The 21,801-nt window shown below is 44.8% G+C and carries 22 protein-coding genes and 1 tRNA gene; 4 read left to right on the top strand and 19 right to left on the bottom strand.

Annotation, left to right across the window (positions count from 1 at the left end; all coding sequences use genetic code 11):
• Positions 1-129: 129 nt before the first annotated feature.
• From BBC0122_RS02905 to BBC0122_RS02860, 11 genes are all read right to left on the bottom strand, one after another.
• Positions 130-1,440, bottom strand: coding sequence for a S41 family peptidase (locus BBC0122_RS02905; RefSeq protein WP_077991129.1), 1,311 nt, complete (start codon positions 1,438-1,440; stop codon positions 130-132).
• Positions 1,430-2,695, bottom strand: a complete 1,266-nt coding sequence (locus tag BBC0122_RS02900; protein WP_225868140.1) for a murein hydrolase activator EnvC family protein — start codon at positions 2,693-2,695, stop codon at positions 1,430-1,432. Before BBC0122_RS02900 ends, BBC0122_RS02905 begins: the two co-directional genes overlap by 11 nt.
• A 102-nt stretch (positions 2,696-2,797) precedes the next feature.
• Complete coding sequence (gene rlmH / locus BBC0122_RS02895; protein ID WP_077994453.1) at positions 2,798-3,280, bottom strand: 23S rRNA (pseudouridine(1915)-N(3))-methyltransferase RlmH; 483 nt, start codon at positions 3,278-3,280, stop codon at positions 2,798-2,800.
• Between the two features lies 1 nt (position 3,281).
• Positions 3,282-3,740 carry a ribosome silencing factor gene (gene rsfS / locus BBC0122_RS02890; RefSeq protein ID WP_077991127.1) on the bottom strand — a complete coding sequence of 153 codons (459 nt, stop codon included), beginning with the start codon at positions 3,738-3,740 and terminating at the stop codon, positions 3,282-3,284.
• A gap of 106 nt (positions 3,741-3,846) precedes the next feature.
• Positions 3,847-4,440 carry a nicotinate-nucleotide adenylyltransferase gene (locus BBC0122_RS02885; RefSeq protein ID WP_077994452.1) on the bottom strand — a complete coding sequence of 198 codons (594 nt, stop codon included), beginning with the start codon at positions 4,438-4,440 and terminating at the stop codon, positions 3,847-3,849.
• A 26-nt stretch (positions 4,441-4,466) separates the two neighbouring features.
• Entirely contained in the window at positions 4,467-5,726 is a 1,260-nt protein-coding gene (locus BBC0122_RS02880) for a glutamate-5-semialdehyde dehydrogenase (RefSeq protein WP_077991126.1), read from the bottom strand.
• 151 nt (positions 5,727-5,877) lie between these two features.
• Positions 5,878-7,002 carry a glutamate 5-kinase gene (gene proB / locus BBC0122_RS02875; protein WP_077991124.1) on the bottom strand — a complete coding sequence of 375 codons (1,125 nt, stop codon included), beginning with the start codon at positions 7,000-7,002 and terminating at the stop codon, positions 5,878-5,880.
• A gap of 6 nt (positions 7,003-7,008) precedes the next feature.
• A complete protein-coding gene (obgE, locus tag BBC0122_RS02870) occupies positions 7,009-8,031 on the bottom strand; it encodes a GTPase ObgE (RefSeq protein ID WP_077991120.1) in 1,023 nt (340 codons plus the stop codon).
• A gap of 3 nt (positions 8,032-8,034) precedes the next feature.
• A complete protein-coding gene (locus tag BBC0122_RS12740; protein WP_149866629.1) occupies positions 8,035-8,325 on the bottom strand; it encodes a hypothetical protein in 291 nt (96 codons plus the stop codon).
• Positions 8,326-8,515: 190 nt separating this feature from the next.
• Complete coding sequence (locus tag BBC0122_RS02865; protein WP_077991118.1) at positions 8,516-9,238, bottom strand: RlmE family RNA methyltransferase; 723 nt, start codon at positions 9,236-9,238, stop codon at positions 8,516-8,518.
• On the bottom strand, positions 9,235-10,647 hold the full coding sequence (locus tag BBC0122_RS02860; RefSeq protein WP_225868139.1) for a Ppx/GppA phosphatase family protein: 1,413 nt from the start codon (positions 10,645-10,647) through the stop codon (positions 9,235-9,237). Before BBC0122_RS02860 ends, BBC0122_RS02865 begins: the two co-directional genes overlap by 4 nt.
• A 330-nt stretch (positions 10,648-10,977) precedes the next feature.
• Here BBC0122_RS02860 and BBC0122_RS02850 point away from each other — a divergent pair.
• Both BBC0122_RS02850 and BBC0122_RS02845 read left to right on the top strand, forming a co-directional pair.
• Positions 10,978-11,051, top strand: a tRNA-Gln gene (locus tag BBC0122_RS02850).
• Positions 11,052-11,447: 396 nt separating this feature from the next.
• Positions 11,448-11,699, top strand: a complete 252-nt coding sequence (locus BBC0122_RS02845) for a hypothetical protein (protein ID WP_077991099.1) — start codon at positions 11,448-11,450, stop codon at positions 11,697-11,699.
• Between the two features lie 324 nt (positions 11,700-12,023).
• On the opposite strand, the gene phnN is transcribed toward BBC0122_RS02845, so the two are convergent.
• Positions 12,024-12,725 (bottom strand): phosphonate metabolism protein/1,5-bisphosphokinase (PRPP-forming) PhnN, encoded by a 702-nt coding sequence (gene phnN / locus BBC0122_RS02840; protein WP_077991098.1) that lies wholly within the window; start codon positions 12,723-12,725, stop codon positions 12,024-12,026.
• Between the two features lie 221 nt (positions 12,726-12,946).
• Between phnN and purU the strand changes: the two genes are divergently transcribed.
• Both purU and BBC0122_RS02830 read left to right on the top strand, forming a co-directional pair.
• Positions 12,947-13,831, top strand: a complete 885-nt coding sequence (gene purU, locus BBC0122_RS02835) for a formyltetrahydrofolate deformylase (protein ID WP_077994450.1) — start codon at positions 12,947-12,949, stop codon at positions 13,829-13,831.
• Between the two features lie 525 nt (positions 13,832-14,356).
• A complete protein-coding gene (locus BBC0122_RS02830) occupies positions 14,357-14,980 on the top strand; it encodes a hypothetical protein (RefSeq protein WP_077991096.1) in 624 nt (207 codons plus the stop codon).
• Positions 14,981-15,960: 980 nt separating this feature from the next.
• Here BBC0122_RS02830 and fliQ read toward each other — a convergent pair.
• The 7 genes from fliQ to BBC0122_RS02790 are packed head-to-tail and all read right to left on the bottom strand — an operon-like array spanning position 15,961 to position 21,595.
• On the bottom strand, positions 15,961-16,227 hold the full coding sequence (gene fliQ, locus BBC0122_RS02820; RefSeq protein WP_077991086.1) for a flagellar biosynthesis protein FliQ: 267 nt from the start codon (positions 16,225-16,227) through the stop codon (positions 15,961-15,963).
• Positions 16,228-16,249: 22 nt separating this feature from the next.
• On the bottom strand, positions 16,250-16,906 hold the full coding sequence (gene flgD, locus BBC0122_RS02815; protein ID WP_257788083.1) for a flagellar hook assembly protein FlgD: 657 nt from the start codon (positions 16,904-16,906) through the stop codon (positions 16,250-16,252).
• A 16-nt stretch (positions 16,907-16,922) separates the two neighbouring features.
• Positions 16,923-17,357 carry a flagellar biosynthesis repressor FlbT gene (flbT, locus tag BBC0122_RS02810; protein ID WP_369805206.1) on the bottom strand — a complete coding sequence of 145 codons (435 nt, stop codon included), beginning with the start codon at positions 17,355-17,357 and terminating at the stop codon, positions 16,923-16,925.
• Positions 17,344-17,718 carry a flagellar biosynthesis regulator FlaF gene (gene flaF / locus BBC0122_RS02805; protein WP_077991079.1) on the bottom strand — a complete coding sequence of 125 codons (375 nt, stop codon included), beginning with the start codon at positions 17,716-17,718 and terminating at the stop codon, positions 17,344-17,346. Before flaF ends, flbT begins: the two co-directional genes overlap by 14 nt.
• A gap of 55 nt (positions 17,719-17,773) precedes the next feature.
• Positions 17,774-18,865: a flagellar hook-associated family protein gene (locus tag BBC0122_RS02800; protein WP_077991077.1), complete on the bottom strand. Its 1,092-nt coding sequence runs from the start codon at positions 18,863-18,865 to the stop codon at positions 17,774-17,776.
• Positions 18,866-18,872: 7 nt separating this feature from the next.
• Complete coding sequence (gene flgK / locus BBC0122_RS02795) at positions 18,873-20,228, bottom strand: flagellar hook-associated protein FlgK (protein ID WP_077991076.1); 1,356 nt, start codon at positions 20,226-20,228, stop codon at positions 18,873-18,875.
• Positions 20,229-20,287: 59 nt separating this feature from the next.
• Entirely contained in the window at positions 20,288-21,595 is a 1,308-nt protein-coding gene (locus BBC0122_RS02790) for a flagellar hook protein FlgE (protein ID WP_077991074.1), read from the bottom strand.
• Positions 21,596-21,801: the final 206 nt, after the last annotated feature.

The raw sequence follows: 21,801 nt of genomic DNA, 5'->3' as shown, positions 1-21,801 counted from the left end.
AAAAACCAACAACATCAATTTATATTTTTGAAATTACCTCTGCCCGTCTAATATTGATAATATTCAAAGCGTAATATTAACGGCACATTTGCGCAAATAAAAAGCGCGTTGGACGCGCTTTTATTCCGTTCAATTGGGAACGCCTTTTTGCGGGTTCGGAGGAAAGGCGGCATTTGCCATCTCGCCACGAAGCAATTTATAGGCTTCATTGAGCTGGATATCGTCTTTCGGATCCTTCGGAACAAAGGCGGCAGAGCCGGACCCCTTATCATCCTCCTGATTGCCCTTGATATGTCCTTTCAACTCGGACTCACCCAAGTTTACATCATAGCCTTTATATTCATCGGGCAATGGTTGATCTACCTTGATATCCGGTGTGATCCCCTTCCCCTGAATCGAGGAACCTGAAGGCGTATAGTAAAGAGCTGTGGTCAAACGTAGAGCGCCATTATCGCCAAGCGGAATAATTGTTTGCACCGAACCTTTGCCAAAAGATTGTGTGCCAAGAATTGTCGCACGGCGATGATCCTGCAAAGCACCGGCAACAATTTCGGAAGCACTGGCCGAACCACCATTAATGAGCACAATCAAAGGTTTGCCGTTGGAAATATCGCCGGGTTTTGCGTCAAAGCGCATAACTTCCGCCTGATCGCGCCCGCGCGTTGAAACGATTTCCCCTTTGTCAAGGAACGCATCCGACACACTCACAGCCTGATCGAGCAAGCCCCCCGGATTCAAACGCAGATCCAGAACATATCCTTTGAGCTTGTCGGCAGGAATTTTTGACTGGATGTCTTTAATGGCTGCTTGAAGGTCATCGTAAGTTTGTTCGGTAAACTGGATAAGACGCAAATAACCGATGTCACCCTCGACACGATATTTGACGGCCTTGACCTTGATAATATCGCGAATAACAGTGATTTCCAAAGGTTTATCCACGCCATTGCGAATGATTGTCAACTTGATCGGCTTGCCGACTTCGCCGCGCATTTTGCTGACGGCATCGTTCAAAGTCTGCCCGCGCACCTGTTCATCATCAATCTTTGAAATCAGGTCTCCGGCCAAAACCCCTGCTTTCGAGGCAGGCGTATCATCCATTGGGGAAACAACCTTGATAAGATCATTTTCCATTGTGACTTCAATGCCCAAGCCACCAAATTCACCTTTGGTGGAAACCCGCATATCCTTTGCCTCTTCGGCATTCATATAGGATGAATGGGGATCAAGCGAGGTCAACATACCGTTGATTGCATTTTCAATGAGCTTTTTATCGTCCGGCACTGTTACATATTGTGCCCGCACACGCTCGAACACATCGCCAAAAATAGCAAGCTGCTTGTAGGTGTCGCCATCACTATTAGCTGCAAAAGATTGCATCATAATCATTGAACTTGCGCCAAGCAGTGCACCGGCGGCTAAAACGGTCAATTTACGAATCATTCTGGTTCCTTCCCGACTTACCAGCTACCCACCACGGTGCCGGACTTACAGGTTTACCTTGTTTTCTGAATTCAATGTAAAGCATCGGAGTGCTTTTGCCTATATCCAAAGAAGCCGCACTAGCAATTTGTTGACTCCCCATTGTGCCTACCGGCTCACCTGACAACAAAAATTGCCCTTGGGCAACATAAATCTTGTCCATTCCAGCTAGCAATATATGATAATTTTGTCCGGTATCAAGAATAACCAACTCGCCATATGAACGGAAAGGCCCTGCATAGGCAACCACTCCGTCGGCCGGTGCAGTTACGATTGCTCCGGGTTGGGTTTCAACTGTATCACCGAGAGCTGCCCCGTTATTAGCACCGAACTTCTGGACGAGCTTACCGGCAGCCGGCAACATAAGGCTCCCCTTTTTTGCCTCGAAATCCAGATTTTGCAACAAACCGGCATTTTCAACTGTTGTATCGCTACCCGTTGTCGCCTGGCGCGATTGCCGGTCAAGTTCGGCTATCAAATCTTCAAGAGATTTTGCTTTTTCTGAAAGTTCCTGAACAGTTTTTCTTTGTGTCGTCAACTCGCTTTCGGAAGTCTTTTGCAATTTTGCTTTTTCTTCAAGCAACAAGGCCAATCGCCTTTGTTGTTCGACCTGCAATTGCACCTCACTCTTCATCTTCTCATGTTCAGCCTGTATGGCGTTTTGCACTTTGGTCAAATCTTTCAGGCTTGCCGAAAGTGCCAGCGTTTTCTCTCGCATTTCCGGCACGAGTGTTCCCAAAAGTGCGGCACTGCGCACCGACTTGAGTGCGTCATCAGGCTCGACCAGAATAGCCGGAGGCGGATTAAGCCCCATCCGTTCGAGGGCTGCCAGAACTTCGGAAAATTCAGCCCGTCGACTTTCAAGGTTCTGGTTGACCTTCGACTTTTCATCAAGCAATTCTTTCAGCTTGGCTTCGCTATCGGCTATTTTTTGTGAACTCTCCCGTTCGTTCTTTGCCGCTTTGACGATTTCGCCCGTCAATGTTCGTTGATCTTTTTTCAGATTGTCAACCTGACTTGCGAGTTCCGCCATTTTTTGTCGCGAAATCGTCATTGTCTGACGTATGTCATCCAAAGCTTTACCGGCGGCTTCCTTATTTGCATCCTGATCTGCAAAAGCTTTGAAAGCCGGATAAAACAAGGCACAAAAAACCATGGCCCCCGCCAATAGACGCGGGATAATTTTCGCACCATCTCCGATGACCAAACGTGACATTTTTCCTATAGAAGTTTACTCAAATCCAAAACAACAAAACTAGACTGTTTACCCTAAGATCATGTTAACACGAACCGGATTTTTGATTGCGTTTTATATATTTCAGATACGATGATAAGGATGACCGCTCAAAATGGTTGCGGCGCGGTAAAGTTGTTCGCTAAGCAAAATGCGGGCAATCTGATGCGGCCATGTCATGGCACCGAACGATAATAGCAAATCCGCGCGCTGTCGCACTTTTTCGCAATGTCCGTCGGGACCGCCTAAAGCAATGGTCAAATGTTTGCTTCCGCTGTCACGAAAATCTTCCAGCATTTTTGCAAAATGAACCGATGTCATCGATTTTCCGCGTTCGTCAAGAACGATAAGCCGTCCCCCTTCCTGCAAGGAGCCGAGGAGTTTCTCACCCTCTTCTTCCATTCTCTGGCTCGCATTTTGTAATCGGCTTTCGACAATTTCATGGACAGTGTGAAAATTTAACCCCAAAGATGGAGCCAATTTGGAAAACCTGTCGAAATAACGGCTGACGAGTTCGCTTTCCGGTCCTTTTTTCATACGACCAACGGCAAATACCGAAATTTGCACGTCAATTTTCTCCAATTCTCAAAGCGACAGCGTCATCATTTTCCGGTTGTCCCCACATCTTTTCGAGATTGTAGAATTCCCGTGTTTCGGGGCGAAACAGGTGAACAATAATGTCACCAAGATCAATCAGCACCCAATCACACTCGCTAAGGCCTTCTACTTTGGTTGGACCATTATTGAAATCTTTGACCGCATAAAGGAGATGGTCGGCCAATGCCGAAACGTGACGTTGTGAGCCGCCCGAAGCAATCACCATGTAATCGGCTAATGGAGAGCGGCCACGCAGATCAATCGTAACAATATTTTCGGCCTTTGTATCATCAAGACTGGTCAAGACCCGCTTTAAATTATTCTCGACAATCAAATCCGAACCGGCATTGCCTGCATTGTCTTGCGCCCCAATGCCTTTTCCTGATTGTTGTATCTTTGAAGTTTTTAGAGATTTTTTCAGATTATTCACCTTTTGAACCCGAATATGAATTCTTGTTTTTCGTTTATAATGGTTACAGACTTAATGTTTTTTTCAAGGAAAATCGGCATTTTCCGAAGCGTTTCGACGTTGTCTCTCAGCCCTTGGATGACTGTTTTTGCCGCAGGTCGGTTGAAGACGCAAAAGAGCGTCGACCATGGATATATCCCCATGCGGGAGGTTTTTTATACGGCAATGCGGCTACATCATATTCTTTAACACGGAATTTCCGGAATGTTTCCGCCATAGGTGAAAAAAGCGCCGACATCGAAGCTGAAGGGCGGTCGATAATAGCGATCGGGATGGTATTGACGATTTTCTTCCATTCCTGCCATTGGTGAAATGTCGCAAGACTGTCGGCACCCATGACCCAGACAAAGCGAATATTGCGATGGCGGGCAAGTATATAGGACAGCGTTGTAACAGAGGTGTAGGATTTGATCGACTGTTCAAAGCCGGTAATTTTTATCCGCGGGTTGTCGACAAGTTCGGCACTTAACCGCATTCTTTCATGAAGTGGCAAAAGCCCGCTTCTGTCTTTCAGAAGGTTTCCGGGCGTCACCATCCACCATAATTCATCAAGTTTCAACCGGCGAAGCGCAATTTTGGCAACCAGCAAATGCCCTTCATGTGGCGGATTGAATGACCCGCCAAACAGGCCTATCCGGTTGCCGCTTTCACAATGCGGCATTTTGTTTTCATATCGGAAAACGTCATTCAAGGGCGTATCTGTCCGTTACCGTTGACATGATATTGAAATGTCGTCAATTGTTCGACACCGATCGGACCACGTGCATGCATTTTGCCCGTTGCAATGCCGATTTCTCCACCGAAACCGAACTCGCCACCATCGGCAAACTGTGTCGATGCATTGTGCATAAGTATAGCTGAATCAAGACTTTTGAAAAACAGTTCAACCGCCCTTTTATCTTCGGCAATGATCGATTCCGTATGGTGGGATGAATAACGGTTGATGTGCTCTATAGCACCCTCAACACCCTCTACTGTTTTGATTGATACAATGGCGTCAAGATATTCGGTTGACCAGTCTGCTTCTGTCGCCAATCTGGCACCGGGAATTTTACCAACGAGATCTTCGCTTGCACGTATTTCGCAGCCCGCCTGTTGCAGTGCAATAATAACCGGCACAATCTTGTCGGCAATTTTCCTGTCAACAAGGATGGTTTCAACGGCACCACATATCCCTGTGCGGCGTAATTTTGCATTAATGACAATCTTCTTTGCCATATCGAGATCGGCAGATTTATCAATATAGATATGGCACAAACCTTCAAGGTGCGAAAACACAGGAACGCGTGCTTCCCGTTGCACACGTGCAACAAGACTTTTGCCACCTCTTGGAACAATAACGTCGATATTGCCATCAAGTCCGGTAAGCAATTCACCCACCGCATCACGATCGACTGTGTCGACAAACTGGATTGATTTTTCAGGAAGATTTGCAAACTTCAAGCCTGCAACCATCGCTTCATGAATGGCTTTGGATGACAGGAAACTGTCGGAACCACCGCGCAGAATAACAGCATTTCCCGCTTTCAGACATAAAGCACCTGCATCGGCAGTCACATTGGGCCGGCTCTCATAAATAACGCCTATCACGCCAAGTGGTGTGCGAACGCGCTGGATTTGTAAACCGTTCGGGCGCTTCCATTCGCTCATAATTTCGCCAACAGGATCAGGAAGATTGGCAATTGTATGAACAGCATCAGCGATCGACAAAACACGTTTTTCATCCAATAACAGCCTGTCGACAAGAGCCGCACTCATACCATTTTTTCGTGCGTTTTCGATATCTTTGGCATTGGCCGACAATATATTATCTTTAAAATCGCGAATATTTTTTGCGATAGCTTCAAGCGCTTGCGTCTTCTGGTGCGAGGGGGTAAGCGCCAGCGTTCGGGCAGCCGAACGGGCATCTTTCCCCATCTTCAACAGACTGTCATGCAAACTTGTCATGAAACGCTTCCCTCAATTAAACACATATCATCCGGTAGTTAGACACATCAAAGCCGATAACTCAATATAAATATAAGCACAATTATTCTTGAGCCGGTTTAAAAATATAACCCGCTTAACGTATAAAACATGACCGTTAAAGTCATTCCGGCTAATTCCGCAAAACCATGTCATTGCGATGAACCATCGCCGATCTTGGTTCGTAACCCAGAATCGTTTCTATTTCGGAATTTTTCAGTCCGATAATACGATCGGCCTCTTCCCGATCATAACTGACCAATCCTCTAGCTATTTCGAGGTTGTCCTTGTCGACGATCGCCACCGTATCGCCATGATGGAAATTACCTTCAAGGGCAATAACGCCTGCAGCAAGAAGCGATTTTCCTCTTTTCAAGGCACGGACAGCACCCTCGTCAATCGTCAATGTACCCGATGGATCAAGCTGACCGGAAATCCATGTTTTCCATGCACTGACGGGCTTTTCGCTCGCTGCAAAAAAACTCGCTCTCTCGCCACGATCAATAGCAGCCAGGGGATTGAGGCGTTTGCCCGATGTAATAATCATAGCCGTTCCGGATTGATTGGCAATTTTTCCTGCTTCAAGTTTTGTTTTCATCCCCCCCCGCGACAATTCGGATGCAGCCTGCCCTGCCATTTTTTCAATGGCGGGATTAATCGCCCTGATATAGGGAATGAACTGCGAATGGTCGTCAAGATGCGGCGGTGCAGAATAAAGGCCGTCAATATCGGACAAAAGAATAAGGAGATCGGCTCCCATCATTGTGGCAACGCGTGCTGCCAGACGATCATTATCGCCATAACGGATTTCACCGGTTGCAACCGTATCGTTCTCGTTAACAACAGGAACAGCACCCAAATTCAGCAATGTATTGATTGTCGCCCTTGCATTGAGATAATGGCGGCGCTCTTCCGTATCAACGAGGGTGAGAAGAATCTGCCCGGTCATCAAGCCATGGTGTAAAAGTGCCGCGCCATAGGCTTTTGCAAGCTCGATCTGGCCGATTGCCGCGCAAGCCTGACTTTGTTCGAGTTTAAGCGAACCTGAAGGCAATTTCAACAATGTGCGCCCCAAGGCGATAGCGCCAGAGGATACCAAAAGAATCTCGACCCCTTTTTTTTCCAATCCGGCTACATCATTAATCAGACTTTCAAGCCATTCGACTTTCAGACCGTGCTTGCGATCGACAAGAAGAGCTGATCCGATTTTGACAACAATCCGCTTATATTGATCGAGCTTTTTTAGTTCCTGCACCATAAATCTCTATTCCCCGGCTGCTCTTTCTGAATCCTCTTTGCGACTTTCTTCGATAATCCGCGCAATGGAACGCAACACAGTTTCGGTTCCCTCATGTGTGACTGCAGATAACAGGTGGACTTTTTTCCCTGATTTTTGTTCAAGTTGTTTTTGTTTTGTCTGTTTTGTTTCTTCATCAAGAATATCAATTTGGCTCAAAGCAACAACTTCCGGTTTTTCCGAAAGTCCGTGACCATAGGCTGCAAGTTCCTCGCGGATAATCTCATACGCCTTGACGACATCCTCTTCCTGAGCAGAAACAAGATGGAGCAAAACCCGACAACGTTCGACATGCCCCAAAAACCGGTCACCAATGCCGATACCTTCATGGGCGCCTTCTATAAGACCGGGAATATCCGCAAGAACAAATTCACGCCCGTCAATACGCACCACTCCAAGATGGGGATGCAATGTCGTAAACGGATAATCGGCAATTTTGGGTTTTGCAGCGGTAACAGAGGCAAGAAAAGTCGACTTTCCGGCATTCGGAAGGCCGACAAGTCCGCAATCGGCAATCAATTTCAAACGTAACCATAGAGTACGTTCGACACCTTCAAGTCCGGGATTGGCGCGACGGGGCGCCCGATTGGTTGAAGTGGTAAAATGAAGATTGCCAAAACCGCCATTTCCCCCCTTCGCCAGACAGAATTTTTGCCCGACCTCTGTCAAATCGCAAATCAGCGTTTGATTATCTTCTTCAAAAATTTGCGTGCCGACCGGTACTTTCAATATAACATCGGCGCCTTTTGCGCCTGTCATGTTGCGCCCCATGCCATGCATACCGGTTTTAGCCTTGAAATGCTGCTGATAGCGATAATCTATCAATGTATTGAGCCCTTCGACTGCAACCGCAAAGACATCGCCGCCACGACCACCGTCGCCACCATCCGGCCCGCCAAATTCGAGAAACTTCTCGTGCCGGAAAGAAACTGCACCTGCTCCGCCATCTCCGGAACGGATATAAACTTTCGCCTGATCGAGAAATTTCATTATTCATACTCTTCGTTGGTCTTGGCTCCTCTCATAGCGCAAAGTTTCAAACAACGCCATAGAGACAACATAATTGATAGATGGCGAAATATTTGACTTGCCCGTTTTGTCAATTACAGGCAAAAAGTCAGCACAATCAGTGATTTCGGCGAAGAGAAGCGGATTATGAGACACCTTTTTGCTGCTACCGGTTTTATAAGTTTTAGCAATCTTGCCAATCGTTATAAATGCCGGATTTGCCCTGCTTTTTAAAGCGGGATGAAAAATTCGCCAAATTTCAATATCCGCTACCAATTGGACAGGCATTCAAAAAAAGAAGATAAACCCGATGATTTCAGCATTATTGTTTATACTTTTTGGTTTGCCGACCTTTTTCCGATTGGATTGAAGAAAAAAGTTTCATACTAACCGTTTTTCAAAAAACGGGTTTTATAGCGCTTTTCCGGAACAACAAATGCTTCACGCAACAGTCGGATAAACCGGTTCAGGCCGGTTTACCTTTAAACTCATAGGCCAACAAATAAAGTTCCACTGATTCAGCCCTGCTTGCCGGCGGTTTGACATGATAGACTTTTTTAAAATTCTGTTTAAGCGTTGTCAGCAATTCATTTTCTGCCCCGCCTTGGAAGGTTTTGGCAAGAAAATGCCCGCCCGGCTTCAAAACCGATATAGCAAAATCTGCGGCAACCTCGCAAAGGTGAATTGTCCTGATATGATCGGTTTGCTTGTGGCCGATCGTTGGTGCTGCCATATCGGATATGACAAGATCAGGTTTCGCACCTAACGCATCCATAAGCTTTTGGGGCGCAGTATCATCGAGAAAATCCATTTCCAGCATTGTGACACCCGGTAACGGGTCTACATGGAGATAATCAATACCGACGACAGAAGGATGATCGTTGGTGGAGCCGACAATATTGGCTGCCACCTGACACCACCCACCCGGAGCTGCACCGAGATCAATAATCTTCTGGCCTTTTTTCAAAAGATGATACCGTTCATTGATTTCGATAAGTTTATACGCGGCCCGTGAACGATAACCGTCAATTTTCGATTGATGCACATAAGGGTCGTTCAGGTGACGTTCAAGCCACCGCCGTGAGGAAGCTTTTATCGTTCCGGCTTTCTTTTTCACTCTTGTGTGGAGTTCATGCGTACCGGCTCCACCGCGCCCGCCTGCATGTGCACCTGTTCTTTTCGTTGTCATAAACGTTCACTTCCATGATTTTTCCGCAGATAAAACCGCTCGTTCAGATGACGGCGTTTGCGCCAGGCTCCATCGCGTGACATCAATTCGGTCAATATCCCTTCACGCAAACCACGATCAGCCACCCGCAAACGTTCGGCTGGCCATTCTTCCCTGATAACGTCAAGGATAGCGCAACCGGCAAGCACCAGATCGGCCCTGTCATGGCCAATACACGGGTTTGCGACGCGTTCGGCCAAATTCCACGAAAGCAACCGTTTGGTCATGCGTTCGACATCATCATTTTTAAGCCAAATACCGTCGATCAGACGACGGTCATATTTTGCAAGTTCCAGATGGATTCCGGCAAGCGTTGTCACTGTGCCGGAAGTTCCCAGTAGATGAAAATGGGGGCTTTTCGCCAAAGCACCCAATTTATCGCGCCCTTTAAAACCTTTTAGCAAAGAGCGAACATAATCTTTCATTTTTTCAAAATCATCGACAGAGACATTTTCCCCGCCAAAACGTTCGGCCAAAGTAATGACGCCAACAGGTAACGATGTCCAAGCAATGATATGTTCAGCCAGTCGCGGTGACCGTTTCTTCGACCGGTCAATCAAAACAATTTCGGATGAACCTCCGCCTATGTCAAAAACGACAATTGCGTCGGTATCTTCTTCAACCAGTGTGCCGCAACCTGCAACGGCCAATCGCGCTTCTGTTTCGCGATCAATAATTTCAAGATTGATTCCTGTTTCCCGTGCAACCCGTTCGATAAAAACTTTTCCGTTTTCTGCCGATCGGCATGCTTCTGTAGCAATGAGACGACACCGCCTTATTTTTCGTTGATCGAGTTTCAAACGACAAACTTTGAGTGCTTCGATAGCCCGTTCCATCGCGTTTTCATTAAGGCGACCTGTCCGCGCCAAACCTTCCCCCAAACGCACAATACGCGAAAATGCGTCAATGACATGAAAATGGCCGGGTTTCGTTGGAGCAGCTATTAGTAAACGACAATTATTGGTACCAAGATCAAGTGCCGCATAAAGCGGAACTTTCTGCGCGCGAGCGCGCGACGGATGACTATGTTTATTGACATCATTTGCGAGAACGCTTTTTGTCTCACGTTTCGACCGGTCATCATCACCCTGTGGTTTGGTCAATATTGGCGTTTTGCGCGAACGTTTTTTACTATGATGGACTTTTTCAGCTCCACCTTCATATGAGCTTTCGCCATGCTCGCGTAATCTACCTTTTTGGCGCCGTTTCGCGCGCTTCTTCTTGGATGAGGGAACAGCAAAAGACCCTGCTAAAGGCGGCACCGTGCCACCATCTTCGTGCCTTTCCAAGCGGTCGTGCAAACCTTTCGCACCATCTCCGCCAGGCTTTCCCCGTTCCGACCCTTTCGGGTTGTCGATCAACGGAGTCATCTTTATCTTTCCTTCAAAGTGCCAAGGAGACATTTTCTCGCAATGGACACTTCATGAGCTATCGTTACCTATAATGTAACAGCGTTAGTCGTTTTTACCAATAGCCGGAGACGCCCTTCTTCATTTTTTTAAAAATTGCAAGATTGTCGATTGATGATGTGTTTGAAAAAAGATACCGGATTTTCCGGCCATGCATCCCGCTTGTTGTTGATGGCAAGTTTTCGCCGATCAAGAGATTGTTGACCCGCAAAATTATTTTCTCAAGTTTAGGCTTGTATCTTGAACTGGATATGTTAAAAGCCATGCTGTTCTCGCTTGAAGCAGAAATGCTGGGGAATAGTTTAACGGTAGAACTGCGGACTCTGACTCCGTCAGTCCTGGTTCGAATCCAGGTTCCCCAGCCAATATTTCCTTTTAAAATTTGACTTTTCGAGCGTTCCACAGCTTTACGGCTCAACATTTTGCGGAAGTGGTTAGACAGTCTTCAGAACAATAATCTGCGGTTTATGCATTATCTGCGGCTTATGCATTACTTGTTGGAATTGTCGAATTTTCACCCTTGAACTTTGAAGTCTCCAACCATTTTTTCGAGCGAGACGCCAATTTCGTAAATGGTATTTGAAGAGGCTCTGGAACAACCACTATTCTCATTTATTGATGCGCTTTTCCAAAATGAACGGTAAATTGCCGCAGTTGAAATTTGCTCCATTTACTTATCTAATAAAAAAATGGGCTAATCTTGCAGTCTACCCACTTTGACCACACATCTAAACGGACGAAAGAATACAGGAAATTTTACAATGACCAATGACGATAAGCACAAACATGTAAAAGTAGTAGACGTTGAAAAAATCGACGAACAGGATGACGAAAAAAATGGTCCGGTCGATACGGTTGATATTTTTGATGACGTGACCGGCGAAGATAATGGTGAATTCCGCCCTCGCAACAAAAGGCAGGAAGATATAGAAAATCCCTTGAGTGACGAGGACAGAGATGTCGTCGGTGAAAATCTGTTTACCAGTGAACCGGATAAAGGCGAGCCGGAATAACCGGTTCGATTTGTCGGGCATTAAACTTCCGGCATCGGGGCGGAGGCCTGTCTAACGCCTCCAATTCCCCGCGGGGATTTTTCCGGAAATAATTTTTCTGCAATTTTCAGGATATTAATCGACATCAGGGCGAGAACCCGTTTATCCCGATGATTCAACCAGATGCTTGATAGTGACATCGGTTTGCGGCGGGAAAAAGTTGCAAAAAATACCGGTCATTGCCATTTCAATAACTTATGGCAAAACGGCATTTTCTTTCAAAAGAGTTTTTGACAATAAAAGGCTCGCATCAGAAACTATACGAGAAAAACAACAAGGTTATTTTTATCTATTTTTGCTTAACCACGCCTTATCGGAAATATCGGGTATTTTTCCGGCTGCCAAAATTTCAAGAACCGATAGCAATTTTTCAACCGCGTGCTGCAAATTGTCGGAGTTATCAATATAGCAATACCCCGCCCCTACAGGCAAATGGATTGCCACATTCGCACGCCCCAATCTTTCTTTTATATCCTCCGCTTGCTCTCTGTTTCGCATGATGAGTCGTTTTCTTAAAATTGAAATGTCCGCATTGACTTCCACAACAAAAATACGTCCGAACATCTGTTTTGCCGCTTCCAGATATTCACGGGAAATATTTGCAATGACAATTTTGCCCCGTTTAATATTATCGGCAATATTCTTCGGCAAGCCGTAATGAATTCCATGAGCAAACCATTCCATGGAAAATGCATGGTTTTTTGATAGCTTCAAAAATTCGTCTTCCGAAACGGCTATATTGTCTTCATTGCCTATGTTTATCTTGGTTCCGGCTTGTAGAGCTTCGCCGGATATTCCCGCTTTTCGTGTAATTGTTCGACGTATAAACAAAAAATCGGGCTGATCTTTCACAATCTTACGGACAGCATTGATGATTGTGTCTTTTCCCGCACCACTCGGTCCGACAACCGCCACAAACCACCCTGTATTTTTACTTGAAGTCAAATTGGATGCGCCTGAAAGACTTAAAATTTCCCGTTCCATCATGCGAGGGAATTTCTGATATTTTATATCGTTAAGGCGACAATTTCCATGTTATTTCAACAAACGCTCGAAAAAAGATAATGAAAAAAGAGAGGGTTCTGTCATTCATGGAAAAAACAAAAATAACCTTATATTCATAATCTCTACTTAAAGACGAGAGTAACCAACTTCCAAATCGTTGAAATATTCAAAACCGGCTGATAGGAAACCTTGATTAAATGACAATGTCGAGCTTTGTGTTAACTGTAGTTTGTCCTGCAAAGCGGGGTATAGTCGCCGCTATTTCTACATTTTTGGCAAAAAACACGTGTAATATTGTCAATAGTTCCCAGTTTGACGACCCGATTTCGGGAAAATTTTTCTGTCGCATCGGTTTTGATAGCGAAGGCGGAAAAAATATTCATGACCTTGAACAAAGCTTCCAGCCTATTGCACGGGAATTTTCGATGGAGGCCCATTTCTTCGATTCGAGCGAACGCATGAAGGTGCTCATCATGGTTTCCAAGTTCGGACATTGTCTGAACGACTTGCTTTACCGTTGGAGAATAGGTGCGCTGCCGGTTGACATCGTCGGGGTCATTTCCAACCATCTTGATTACCAGAAATTGGTTGTCAATAATGACCTGCCTTTTTACCATATTCCTGTCCACAAAGACCGCAAACAGGAATCCGAAGATCGCCTGTTTGAAATCATCACCGAAACACATACCGAATTGGTGGTGCTTGCCCGTTACATGCAAATCCTGTCAGATCGCTTATGCAAAGAAATGTCCGGACAGATTATCAACATTCACCATTCTTTTTTACCGAGTTTCAAAGGCGCTAATCCCTATAAGCAAGCCTTTCAACGCGGTGTAAAGATAATCGGTGCAACCGCACATTACGTAACAGCCGATCTTGATGAAGGACCGATAATCGAGCAGGATATTGTTCGTGTCACACATGCACAGAATGCCGACGATTATGTTGCACTTGGTAGAGATGTCGAAGCTCAAGTTTTAGCACGGGCAATTCACGCACATATCCATCATCGTGTTTTCATCAACGACAATCGCACCGTCGTATTTCCGGCCACTCCTGGAAGTTATGCTTCCGAACGTATGGGGTGATAATGGTCGCAAACCGGTTTACTGCCGTCTCGACATCAATTTTCAAAACATATTCGGGGCGACTAAAATAATCATTATACGGGCAAATCTAAATATACGAACAATAGCGTTAAGATATTCGCCTATAATAGATCGGGAAAAATTGTTTTGAATAGCAAGATAAAGCACGATATAATATCCTGGTTAAATGAATACAATTTTTAACGGTTTGTATTGTCATTTAGCAACAGGGGATTGGCTTATTGCTGATCGACCGCATTTGATTCTTTTATTTCTTCATAAAAACGGGAATTACTAAGAATTCTTGCTTTTTTCCGTAAAATAGAATATGATGCCAAATAGGCTTATGAGAAGCTCGAAACGGAACAAGAAAAATCATGAAGATTGGAGCTTGTTGATAGTTTTTGGAGAGTAATTATGCAACCGGTTGATGCTACATCAGGCACCCGTTCGTTGACGACAGTGCAAGTAGCGGTGCCATCAACTAAGACGGCTCGGACCGACTCGGTTGTGGAGCAAATTCCTATGGTCGAACCGCGGCCGCATTATCCGATCTCTGCGAGTGTCGCTGAAATCATGGCTCATATTACCGAGCTGATAAAAGAACAGCAAACGGCGTCTCAAGAAGCCCTGCATCAGAAAAATCTTGAAGAAGCACGGGCCGAAATGGAGAAGCTTTTCGAGGCTGTCCAAAGGCAATCCGATGATGCTGTAAATAGTAACGAAGCAACTGACAGCTTGTCGAAAGCCGATGGCAAGAAAGTTAAAGGGATTGATGGTCAAACAATCAAGGTTCCTGATAATGAAGACAATAAAGTAATGTCATTCGATAATACGGGTGATGTTACAAATACGGATGGAACAACAGACGATCGCCTTGCCAAGGGCGTTCATGCAGATAATAGTGGCAAAATAAATGACACAAAGACGACGTCGAAAAACAACGGACGTTTGCCGCATTTGCCTTCGGATGTAAAAGCTGCCGATAAAAAGAATAGCAGTGCAGGAATTGATAGCGCATCTCATGATGCTTTACAAAATTTGCCGGATAACGCCGGAAATGTGCAAGCCGGTTCAGAAAATTCTGACTATCAGCCTGAAATTGATAACAATGTCGTCAAGAACAACACATTGAAGGAAAATATTTAGTTTCCTTAAAAATAACGACTGAATGAGCCTGATAAATATGGAAATAATTGCTATAGGCGTTATTTCCATTTTTAATTTTTTGCCTAATCCTATTTAGCTGCACGTTTACTAAATTTTCCTGAAATCGTTCCCTCGAATGCTGCTTGAAATCTCATCCCTCTAACAAAAATGATAATCGAGATGGGTTACGCCCGCTTATAAAACTTTAGAGAAAAATTGCATTCTGTTATTGTCTTCAATTAAAAAAATGATTTTTTGAACAAGTTTTTATTTGTGATTGTCTTTTTATTTGAAATATTTGAATAGTGTTTTTAAATTTTTTTAAAAATATTCTTATGTCTGCCTATATCGGCATAAATAAATTCAAATTGTGTGTCGATTTTTATCAAAACCGCATTGCTCAAACGTCAGCATAGATAGAGGATTACAATCTTTATATTGGTGAAAACTATAAATTAGCTAAAGAGGGATTCTCCTTCGGTTTATTTCATTCCGAATTATCAAATTTATATAGATAAAATCGCTCGATAATATTGATAACACGTCATTATGGAATAGAGACCGGATAGTCAGTTACCATTATAACGGTAGAAAATACGTGTAACCATTACAACATCTTGACAGTAATGGTAATCATTTCTACTCCGATTTTCTCACCCATTCCGGTTTTCTCGCTCATTGAAGACCGGTCGCCGTTCAAGACTATTCGCGGAAATTGGTTAGAAAATCTATATCAAGGCGGGCGTTGCCAGGAGACAACTTATCCAATTTACAGAACGACATCAAAATGGCCGACAGCATAAAGAAAGCTGAAAGCGGGTCCAACTCAATCAATGTTTTCCGTTTGTTTGTCGCGTCAATATTACCGACCGGATTGCCCGAATAGCAACCATTTCCGGTTCTACCAAAAAAATTGAACCCATTGAAGCCATTGAAGCCATTGAAGCCATTGCAATAGTTCAAGTTTCAGCCAATCGGAATTAGAAACTGGTTTCAATACGCCCATAAACAAGTTGGGTAAATGAATAGATTTGGCCGCCTACAAATGAAGCGGTCAAAGCAAGAACCACAAAAATCACAACGATTTTAGGAATAAAAGTTAACGTCATTTCCTGAATTTGCGTCAAAGCCTGAAATAGAGCGATAACAATGCCGATTGCCATAGCCGCACCAACGGCTGGACCGCTTGCTACCAAAACGGTCCATACTGCGGCTGTTACCATATCGACGGCATCGGCTTCATTCATTCTCAAGCTCCCGCAACAAAATTCAAGCTTGTTTCGGTTGACTATTCATGACCGTAACGCCGGGCCCGATAAGCAAGTCTTTTCCATTATCAAGTTTGGCGATCAAACCGTCGCTATAAATTGTAACCGACTGGACAGTACCGGAAGTAACAACGCCTTTTTCATCAGTATATGAAAGATATTTTCCAACATAACCTTCCGCACGGGAAATTGGCCCATCAACCATAATGTTCTTGAGCGATTGTGCCATTGTATCAAGTTTGGTATTTGTCTGCTGTTGCTGCTCGACAGCCGAAAAACTTGCCAATTGTGAAACAAATTCCGTCGAATCCATTGGTTTGGTCGGATCCTGATTTTTCATCTGGGCAATAAGCAACTTGATGAAAGTATTATAATCTGCATTCGGCGTCTTCGTAGTTGTACTGCTGCTTCCAGTGGTATTCTCGGAAGAATTTGTACTACTCGTACCAGAAGTTGAAGACGTTGTTGATGTTGTCGAAGTATTTGTATTTGTCGAAGCATATGTATTTGTCTTCGACGTATTATCCTTGTCGGATGCAGCTTGCGTTTCTGAAGCGAAGTTGGATGTGGCTGCGGCGGACTTTCCGGCAGCCGAATTGGTTGCCGGAGTATATTTCATAAGGCTTGATGTATTATTGTCTACAGCACTTATGGTCATGAACTTTCTCCTAACATCAGGCGGTTTTTTGTTCCTTTTCAACCGCAGGCTTTTTGCCCATTATGGTTGCTTCTCTGTCGAACAATCCGCGGATAACTTTCAAAACGTCAAAAATCTTGTCTTGTTCGGTCAAATCAATGCATTTGCGCAGACCTTCCAGAATGATCGGATCATTGTAAGTGCGTAGCATTTTGCCAAGCATTTCAATGAAAATCATCACTGTCTTGTCGGCTGTATCGGGATCGATCAGCATCACCTGTGCAGTAAAATAAAGCTGCTTTAAAGGCGTGTTGGTATCTTCCGCCTGCATGACGTGAGCTTCAAGAAGGAAGGTTGCATCATTCAAAAGTTCCAGTGTAACCTTACGATCAGGGCGTAAAACAGCACCGTTCAAGTAAATCTTTTCATTCGGCCGCAACGTAATATGCATCGTTTTATCAGTCATTTTCACTCTTCTCCGGATTTGTAGCAAGACCGTCCCTGATGGATTCAGAGATTTCCACCAAAGCATCGAAGTCTGCTGTTTCCCCATTTTCCAATCTCTGAATTTCCTTCAAAATAAAGAAACCAATAGAAATCAGAGACGCCTTAAGCTCTGTCGGTAGTGCATTTTCCGCCAGCCCCAAGTCTTCAATCAAAATAATCCATAACTTACGTGTAAAAGCTACTGCTTCATAAGTTTCACGAGTTCCCGGCCCGGCTTTTTGGGCAGCACGTAGCATTTTTATACAACGATCGAACAGAATGCTTTCGCGCTCACGCGCTCCCATCTGATCGTCTTCCATTACATCTTCGTACCGCATCTGATACATCAAAATTCCCCAGATTTTACATCCGTATTATTCAACTTACCCCTAAAGGATTAAATTAAATATAATCAGCCAAAGTCATTTTAGCGATCCGGGCTGTCATGGTGTATGAAATTTGTAATACGTTCTGAAGCTGGATCATCTTCGCACTTGCTTCGCTCGGATCAGCACCAATCATGTCATTGCGTGTCTGGTTCAAAATACTGAGCTGTGCATTAATATGATTAGTGGCATTGGTGACGCGACTTTGCGAATTACCGAGATTGGACGCCGACGTAATAATCTCGTTAACAGCACTACCCGTCGATTGGTTATTCGAAGAAGCCCGTGCGCGATCGGAAATTGTCCCCTGAGCTGCCGAAGATAATCCGATATTACCGAACTCGGCCACAAGAATCATATTTTTCATAGCGTGACGGAAGCCCGCATCATTGGCGCTTGCCGAAATATCGGCATTTTCACCGCTGGGTGAAATGCGTCTCATCACTTCGCCATCTTTGGCACGTGAAAAATTTGTATTCCAACTTGGATCATCAAAAAGTTTACTGAATGGTCCATCGATGAAAGATTTCATGTCATCGGCAGAAATATTGGCCACCTGTGGGTCATCCACATTAAAGCCGAAATAATCTCTGAACGTATCTTGCACAATTTTGCTCGTGCCGGTATTGCTCCCCGCCTTATAATAATCGAACGGTGGCTGACTGGTATTGGTGCCGCCAAAGACATATTCACCATTATAGCTCGTATTCATTGCCGAGACGAAAGAGTCGAGCGCCGTTTGTGCAGCAGATTGCATGGTTGCCGGAGTTGCAGAAACACTGTCGCCCATCAGCGCTTTATTAAACTGGATAAGGCTACCACCGGGTTTATCCTTGCTGCTTGCTTCTACCAGACTTTGCAGAGCCGTTTGTGCCGAAGCCATACGCTGCGCTGCCAAATTGTTGCTATCTTTCAATCCTTGCAATGTTGAAATCTGATTTTCATTTTCAACAAAACGGCCCGTCTGACGACCAAGTTTCAAGCCGGGATCCCTGATCCGTTGTGTTGCGGCCTCATAACTTGCTTCATCAAGCTCTGACTGCGCTTGCGAGACAATCGAACGTTGCGAATTATTCAATACATAAGTAGAAATCGAGTTAATTTTCATTTCACACCTATCTTACCGCACTCATCAAGTCATCCAACATTTTGCCGACCGTCGTTATGATACGCGCAGTTGCTGAATAAGTCTGCTCTAATTGAAGCATCAGAGCCATTTCATCATCGGTATTTACGCCGGTTTCATTAGACAAAGCTTCGCCCGCACGGCTGAACATTGTGCTTTTATATTCGTTATCCGAAGTTGCGGACTGGCGTACGCCTTCCATCCATGACAAAGATTGCTTACTGTAAGACGTGATGCTTTGAGTATTATCAAGCCCTGTATCTTTACCGAAATTACGGGGTTTATCCAAATTGTCGATCAGTTTCTGAATATCGTTACCGAGCTTTTCCGGACCACCGTCAACCGTATTGCTATCAAATTCCGGATTAACGCTAATTCTACCCGCCGTTCCGGTAACGTTAGTCTCGTCACCTCCCTCGAATAGAGCGGGAGGCCCTTTAAAAATATCGGTCAGCGCATTTGCTATTTCATCAAGTTGTTTTTGATATTGCGGCGCAATTTCATCACGAACTTTCAGCAAACCGCCAAGCTTGCCAGAACCGTTAGGCGAATTGAAAGCATCATGCGAAAGAGGAACGCCATCAACAAGGACAGGGCTACCCGCTTTTCCTGCCACTAATGGTCCGCTTGGAGAATATGAAACCTGACGTGGTACCTTGTCATAAAGTGTGCTGTCATCCATGCCGTAGATCGACATTGAGCCATCAGGATGGGTAACAGTTGTTATACCTATTTCCTGAGACAATTCTTTCAGAATTGCATCACGTTGATCCATATAGGCATAGCCGTCGCGCCCCAACCCTTTTTCATTGGCAATTTCTTTTTCAACTTGCTGGAATTGCTTTAGAAGGTCGTTGATATGATCAACAGAATCCTTGATCTCGCTATCTGTGTCGGTGCGTATTTTATCAATTGCTTTGGAACCGGCATTCAAACTGTTGGCAAGATCTTTTGCCTTGTCAATAGCAGCGTCACCGGCTGTTCTTTGGCTTGGATTATTGGCGTAGAACTGCAAAGCTTTTTTGAAATCATCAAGCAAACGCGACGGAGAATTTTCAAAGTCGTTTGTACCATAGATGTTCGAGAGCTGTGTTGCCCCGTCATTTATAGCCGCAGCCGCGGCCGATTGACTCGACTTGAGAAGGTAGTTTCCAAGAAGTTCGGGATTATCATCCCGAATAAGCTTGGAACTCACCATGCCATTAGCACCAGATAGGACATGGGTAGTGCGATGGGTATAGTTCGTGTCACGCGCACTACCAATATTCTGGGATACAACACTCATCTGTCCAGACGATGTCTTGAGTGAATTTCTTGCTGTAGAAAGTGCTGTACCTAGTGTCATTTTAGCCTTCTTTTATCTCATGTAATCGGCCATCTAGCCGGTTTCAAGTAAGGTTAGTCCTAACGCTTCAAATTGACAATAACATCCATTACTTCCGACCCCGTCTGGAACACTTTCGAGTTCGCAGTATAATTGCGCTGGGCTTCGATCATGTCTGTCAATTCATCACCGATATCGGCGTTTGACTCTTCCAACATACCACTTCTCAAAACGCCGAATGTACCTTCACCGGGATGTCCGAATGTCTGCCCGCCAGCTTCCGGCACTGCCTGGAATACTGTTCCGGTAATCGGAATAAGTGAGTCAGGCGCTGTCACTGTGGAAAGGCCAACGATACCGATCTGTCTCACCTGACTATTACTATAGCTCACCTGTATTTCGCCATTTGCACCAAAGCTGAAGCCTTTATAAGTACCGGGGGCGTAACCATCTGCTTCGGCATCGAATGTGAAGTTGGCACCAATCTGTGTCATACTTGTTTTGCCGTTATTATCTGTGCCTGCCATGTTGATGGTAACCGGAAATGTATTATTTAATATATCTGGATCTTTCTCACCTGGTTTAGGATCTACCGCAGGGTTGTTCACGTTTGGAACGTGGATCGTTAACTTCTCCTTTGGCGTTGCGATGTTACCTTTAGTGTCAAAGGTTAAAGGTTGGTTCAACAATTGCTTTACTATCGGCTTACCGTTTTCGTCTTTTGTATTTACGCAAGCCCGCATTTCCCATGTGTTATCGGCAGTCTTCGTATAGTAAAAGTCGACACTCACTGCCGTGCCTTGCTTGTCATAGACCGTAGCTGATTTTTTTAGATGGTAACTTTTTTCATTTGTTGTAGAGAAAGGTATTTCACCGTTGTCTTCATCATCCCCTCTTTTGATAGCCGTTTTGTCTGACTGGAGGTTTGCTGTTAAATCAATTTTTGTTGTCGCTGTCCCCTGAAGCAATTCGCCGGCGCCACCTTTAATCATGACACGTTTACCGGTTTCATCCAGCAGATAAAATCCACCTGCATTTTGCAAATAGCCTTGACCATTTCGTTGGAAAGAACCGGCACGGGTTAGATACTCGGTTCCGGATTCATCTTGAACACGGAAAAAACCGTTACCTTCAAGCATGATATCGCCCGGTTTTCCTGTACCGCGCCCTGCGCCCTGCATAGAAATATCATGGCGAACAGTTGTCATGACACCACCGGACTGATAAGCATTACGTGTTGATGGCATAACCAGATCGGAAAACTGGGTATCCGTCCGTTTGTAGCCAGCCGTACTAACGTTAGCGACGTTATCTGCAACACCTGTCAGTCTATTTGCCTGTGCGTTCATTCCTGCAACGCCGGTACGCATCATACCGTAAATACCCATTGTTATCTCCTTGAGTTGAGAACCATAGTTGCAACATAGAAGTGTTTCCTTGCGCGAAGCTGGCGTTATTACAGTTTTGAAGCAAGTTAGCTGATTGTTGGAGTCAAACCTGCCCATCAAAATGCTGCACTGAACCCGTTTTCCGGTTCAAATCAAACTGGCAACTCGAAACCAAGAATAGAACGCTGATCGGCTCATGTGTTTTT

Source organism: Ditibartonella choladocola, assembly GCF_002007565.1.
Taxonomy (GTDB): domain Bacteria; phylum Pseudomonadota; class Alphaproteobacteria; order Rhizobiales; family Rhizobiaceae; genus Bartonella; species Bartonella choladocola.
This window is presented reverse-complemented; position numbering and strand designations above follow the sequence as displayed.

What these genes read in the sequence shown, in the direction of transcription:
- BBC0122_RS02905 (WP_077991129.1), bottom strand. Translation starts at nt 1,440, where the DNA reads ATGATTCGTAAATTGACCGTTTTAGCCGCCGGTGCACTGCTTGGCGCA.
- BBC0122_RS02900 (WP_225868140.1), bottom strand. Translation starts at nt 2,695, where the DNA reads ATGTCACGTTTGGTCATCGGAGATGGTGCGAAAATTATCCCGCGTCTA.
- BBC0122_RS02885 (WP_077994452.1), bottom strand. Translation starts at nt 4,440, where the DNA reads ATGCCGCATTGTGAAAGCGGCAACCGGATAGGCCTGTTTGGCGGGTCA.
- BBC0122_RS02880 (WP_077991126.1), bottom strand. Translation starts at nt 5,726, where the DNA reads ATGACAAGTTTGCATGACAGTCTGTTGAAGATGGGGAAAGATGCCCGT.
- proB (WP_077991124.1), bottom strand. Translation starts at nt 7,002, where the DNA reads ATGGTGCAGGAACTAAAAAAGCTCGATCAATATAAGCGGATTGTTGTC.
- obgE (WP_077991120.1), bottom strand. Translation starts at nt 8,031, where the DNA reads ATGAAATTTCTCGATCAGGCGAAAGTTTATATCCGTTCCGGAGATGGC.
- BBC0122_RS02865 (WP_077991118.1), bottom strand. Translation starts at nt 9,238, where the DNA reads ATGACAACGAAAAGAACAGGTGCACATGCAGGCGGGCGCGGTGGAGCC.
- BBC0122_RS02860 (WP_225868139.1), bottom strand. Translation starts at nt 10,647, where the DNA reads ATGACTCCGTTGATCGACAACCCGAAAGGGTCGGAACGGGGAAAGCCT.
- BBC0122_RS02845 (WP_077991099.1), top strand. Translation starts at nt 11,448, where the DNA reads ATGACCAATGACGATAAGCACAAACATGTAAAAGTAGTAGACGTTGAA.
- phnN (WP_077991098.1), bottom strand. Translation starts at nt 12,725, where the DNA reads ATGATGGAACGGGAAATTTTAAGTCTTTCAGGCGCATCCAATTTGACT.
- purU (WP_077994450.1), top strand. Translation starts at nt 12,947, where the DNA reads ATGTCGAGCTTTGTGTTAACTGTAGTTTGTCCTGCAAAGCGGGGTATA.
- BBC0122_RS02830 (WP_077991096.1), top strand. Translation starts at nt 14,357, where the DNA reads ATGGTCGAACCGCGGCCGCATTATCCGATCTCTGCGAGTGTCGCTGAA.
- fliQ (WP_077991086.1), bottom strand. Translation starts at nt 16,227, where the DNA reads ATGAATGAAGCCGATGCCGTCGATATGGTAACAGCCGCAGTATGGACC.
- flgD (WP_257788083.1), bottom strand. Translation starts at nt 16,906, where the DNA reads ATGACCATAAGTGCTGTAGACAATAATACATCAAGCCTTATGAAATAT.
- flaF (WP_077991079.1), bottom strand. Translation starts at nt 17,718, where the DNA reads ATGTATCAGATGCGGTACGAAGATGTAATGGAAGACGATCAGATGGGA.
- BBC0122_RS02800 (WP_077991077.1), bottom strand. Translation starts at nt 18,865, where the DNA reads ATGAAAATTAACTCGATTTCTACTTATGTATTGAATAATTCGCAACGT.
- flgK (WP_077991076.1), bottom strand. Translation starts at nt 20,228, where the DNA reads ATGACACTAGGTACAGCACTTTCTACAGCAAGAAATTCACTCAAGACA.
- BBC0122_RS02790 (WP_077991074.1), bottom strand. Translation starts at nt 21,595, where the DNA reads ATGGGTATTTACGGTATGATGCGTACCGGCGTTGCAGGAATGAACGCA.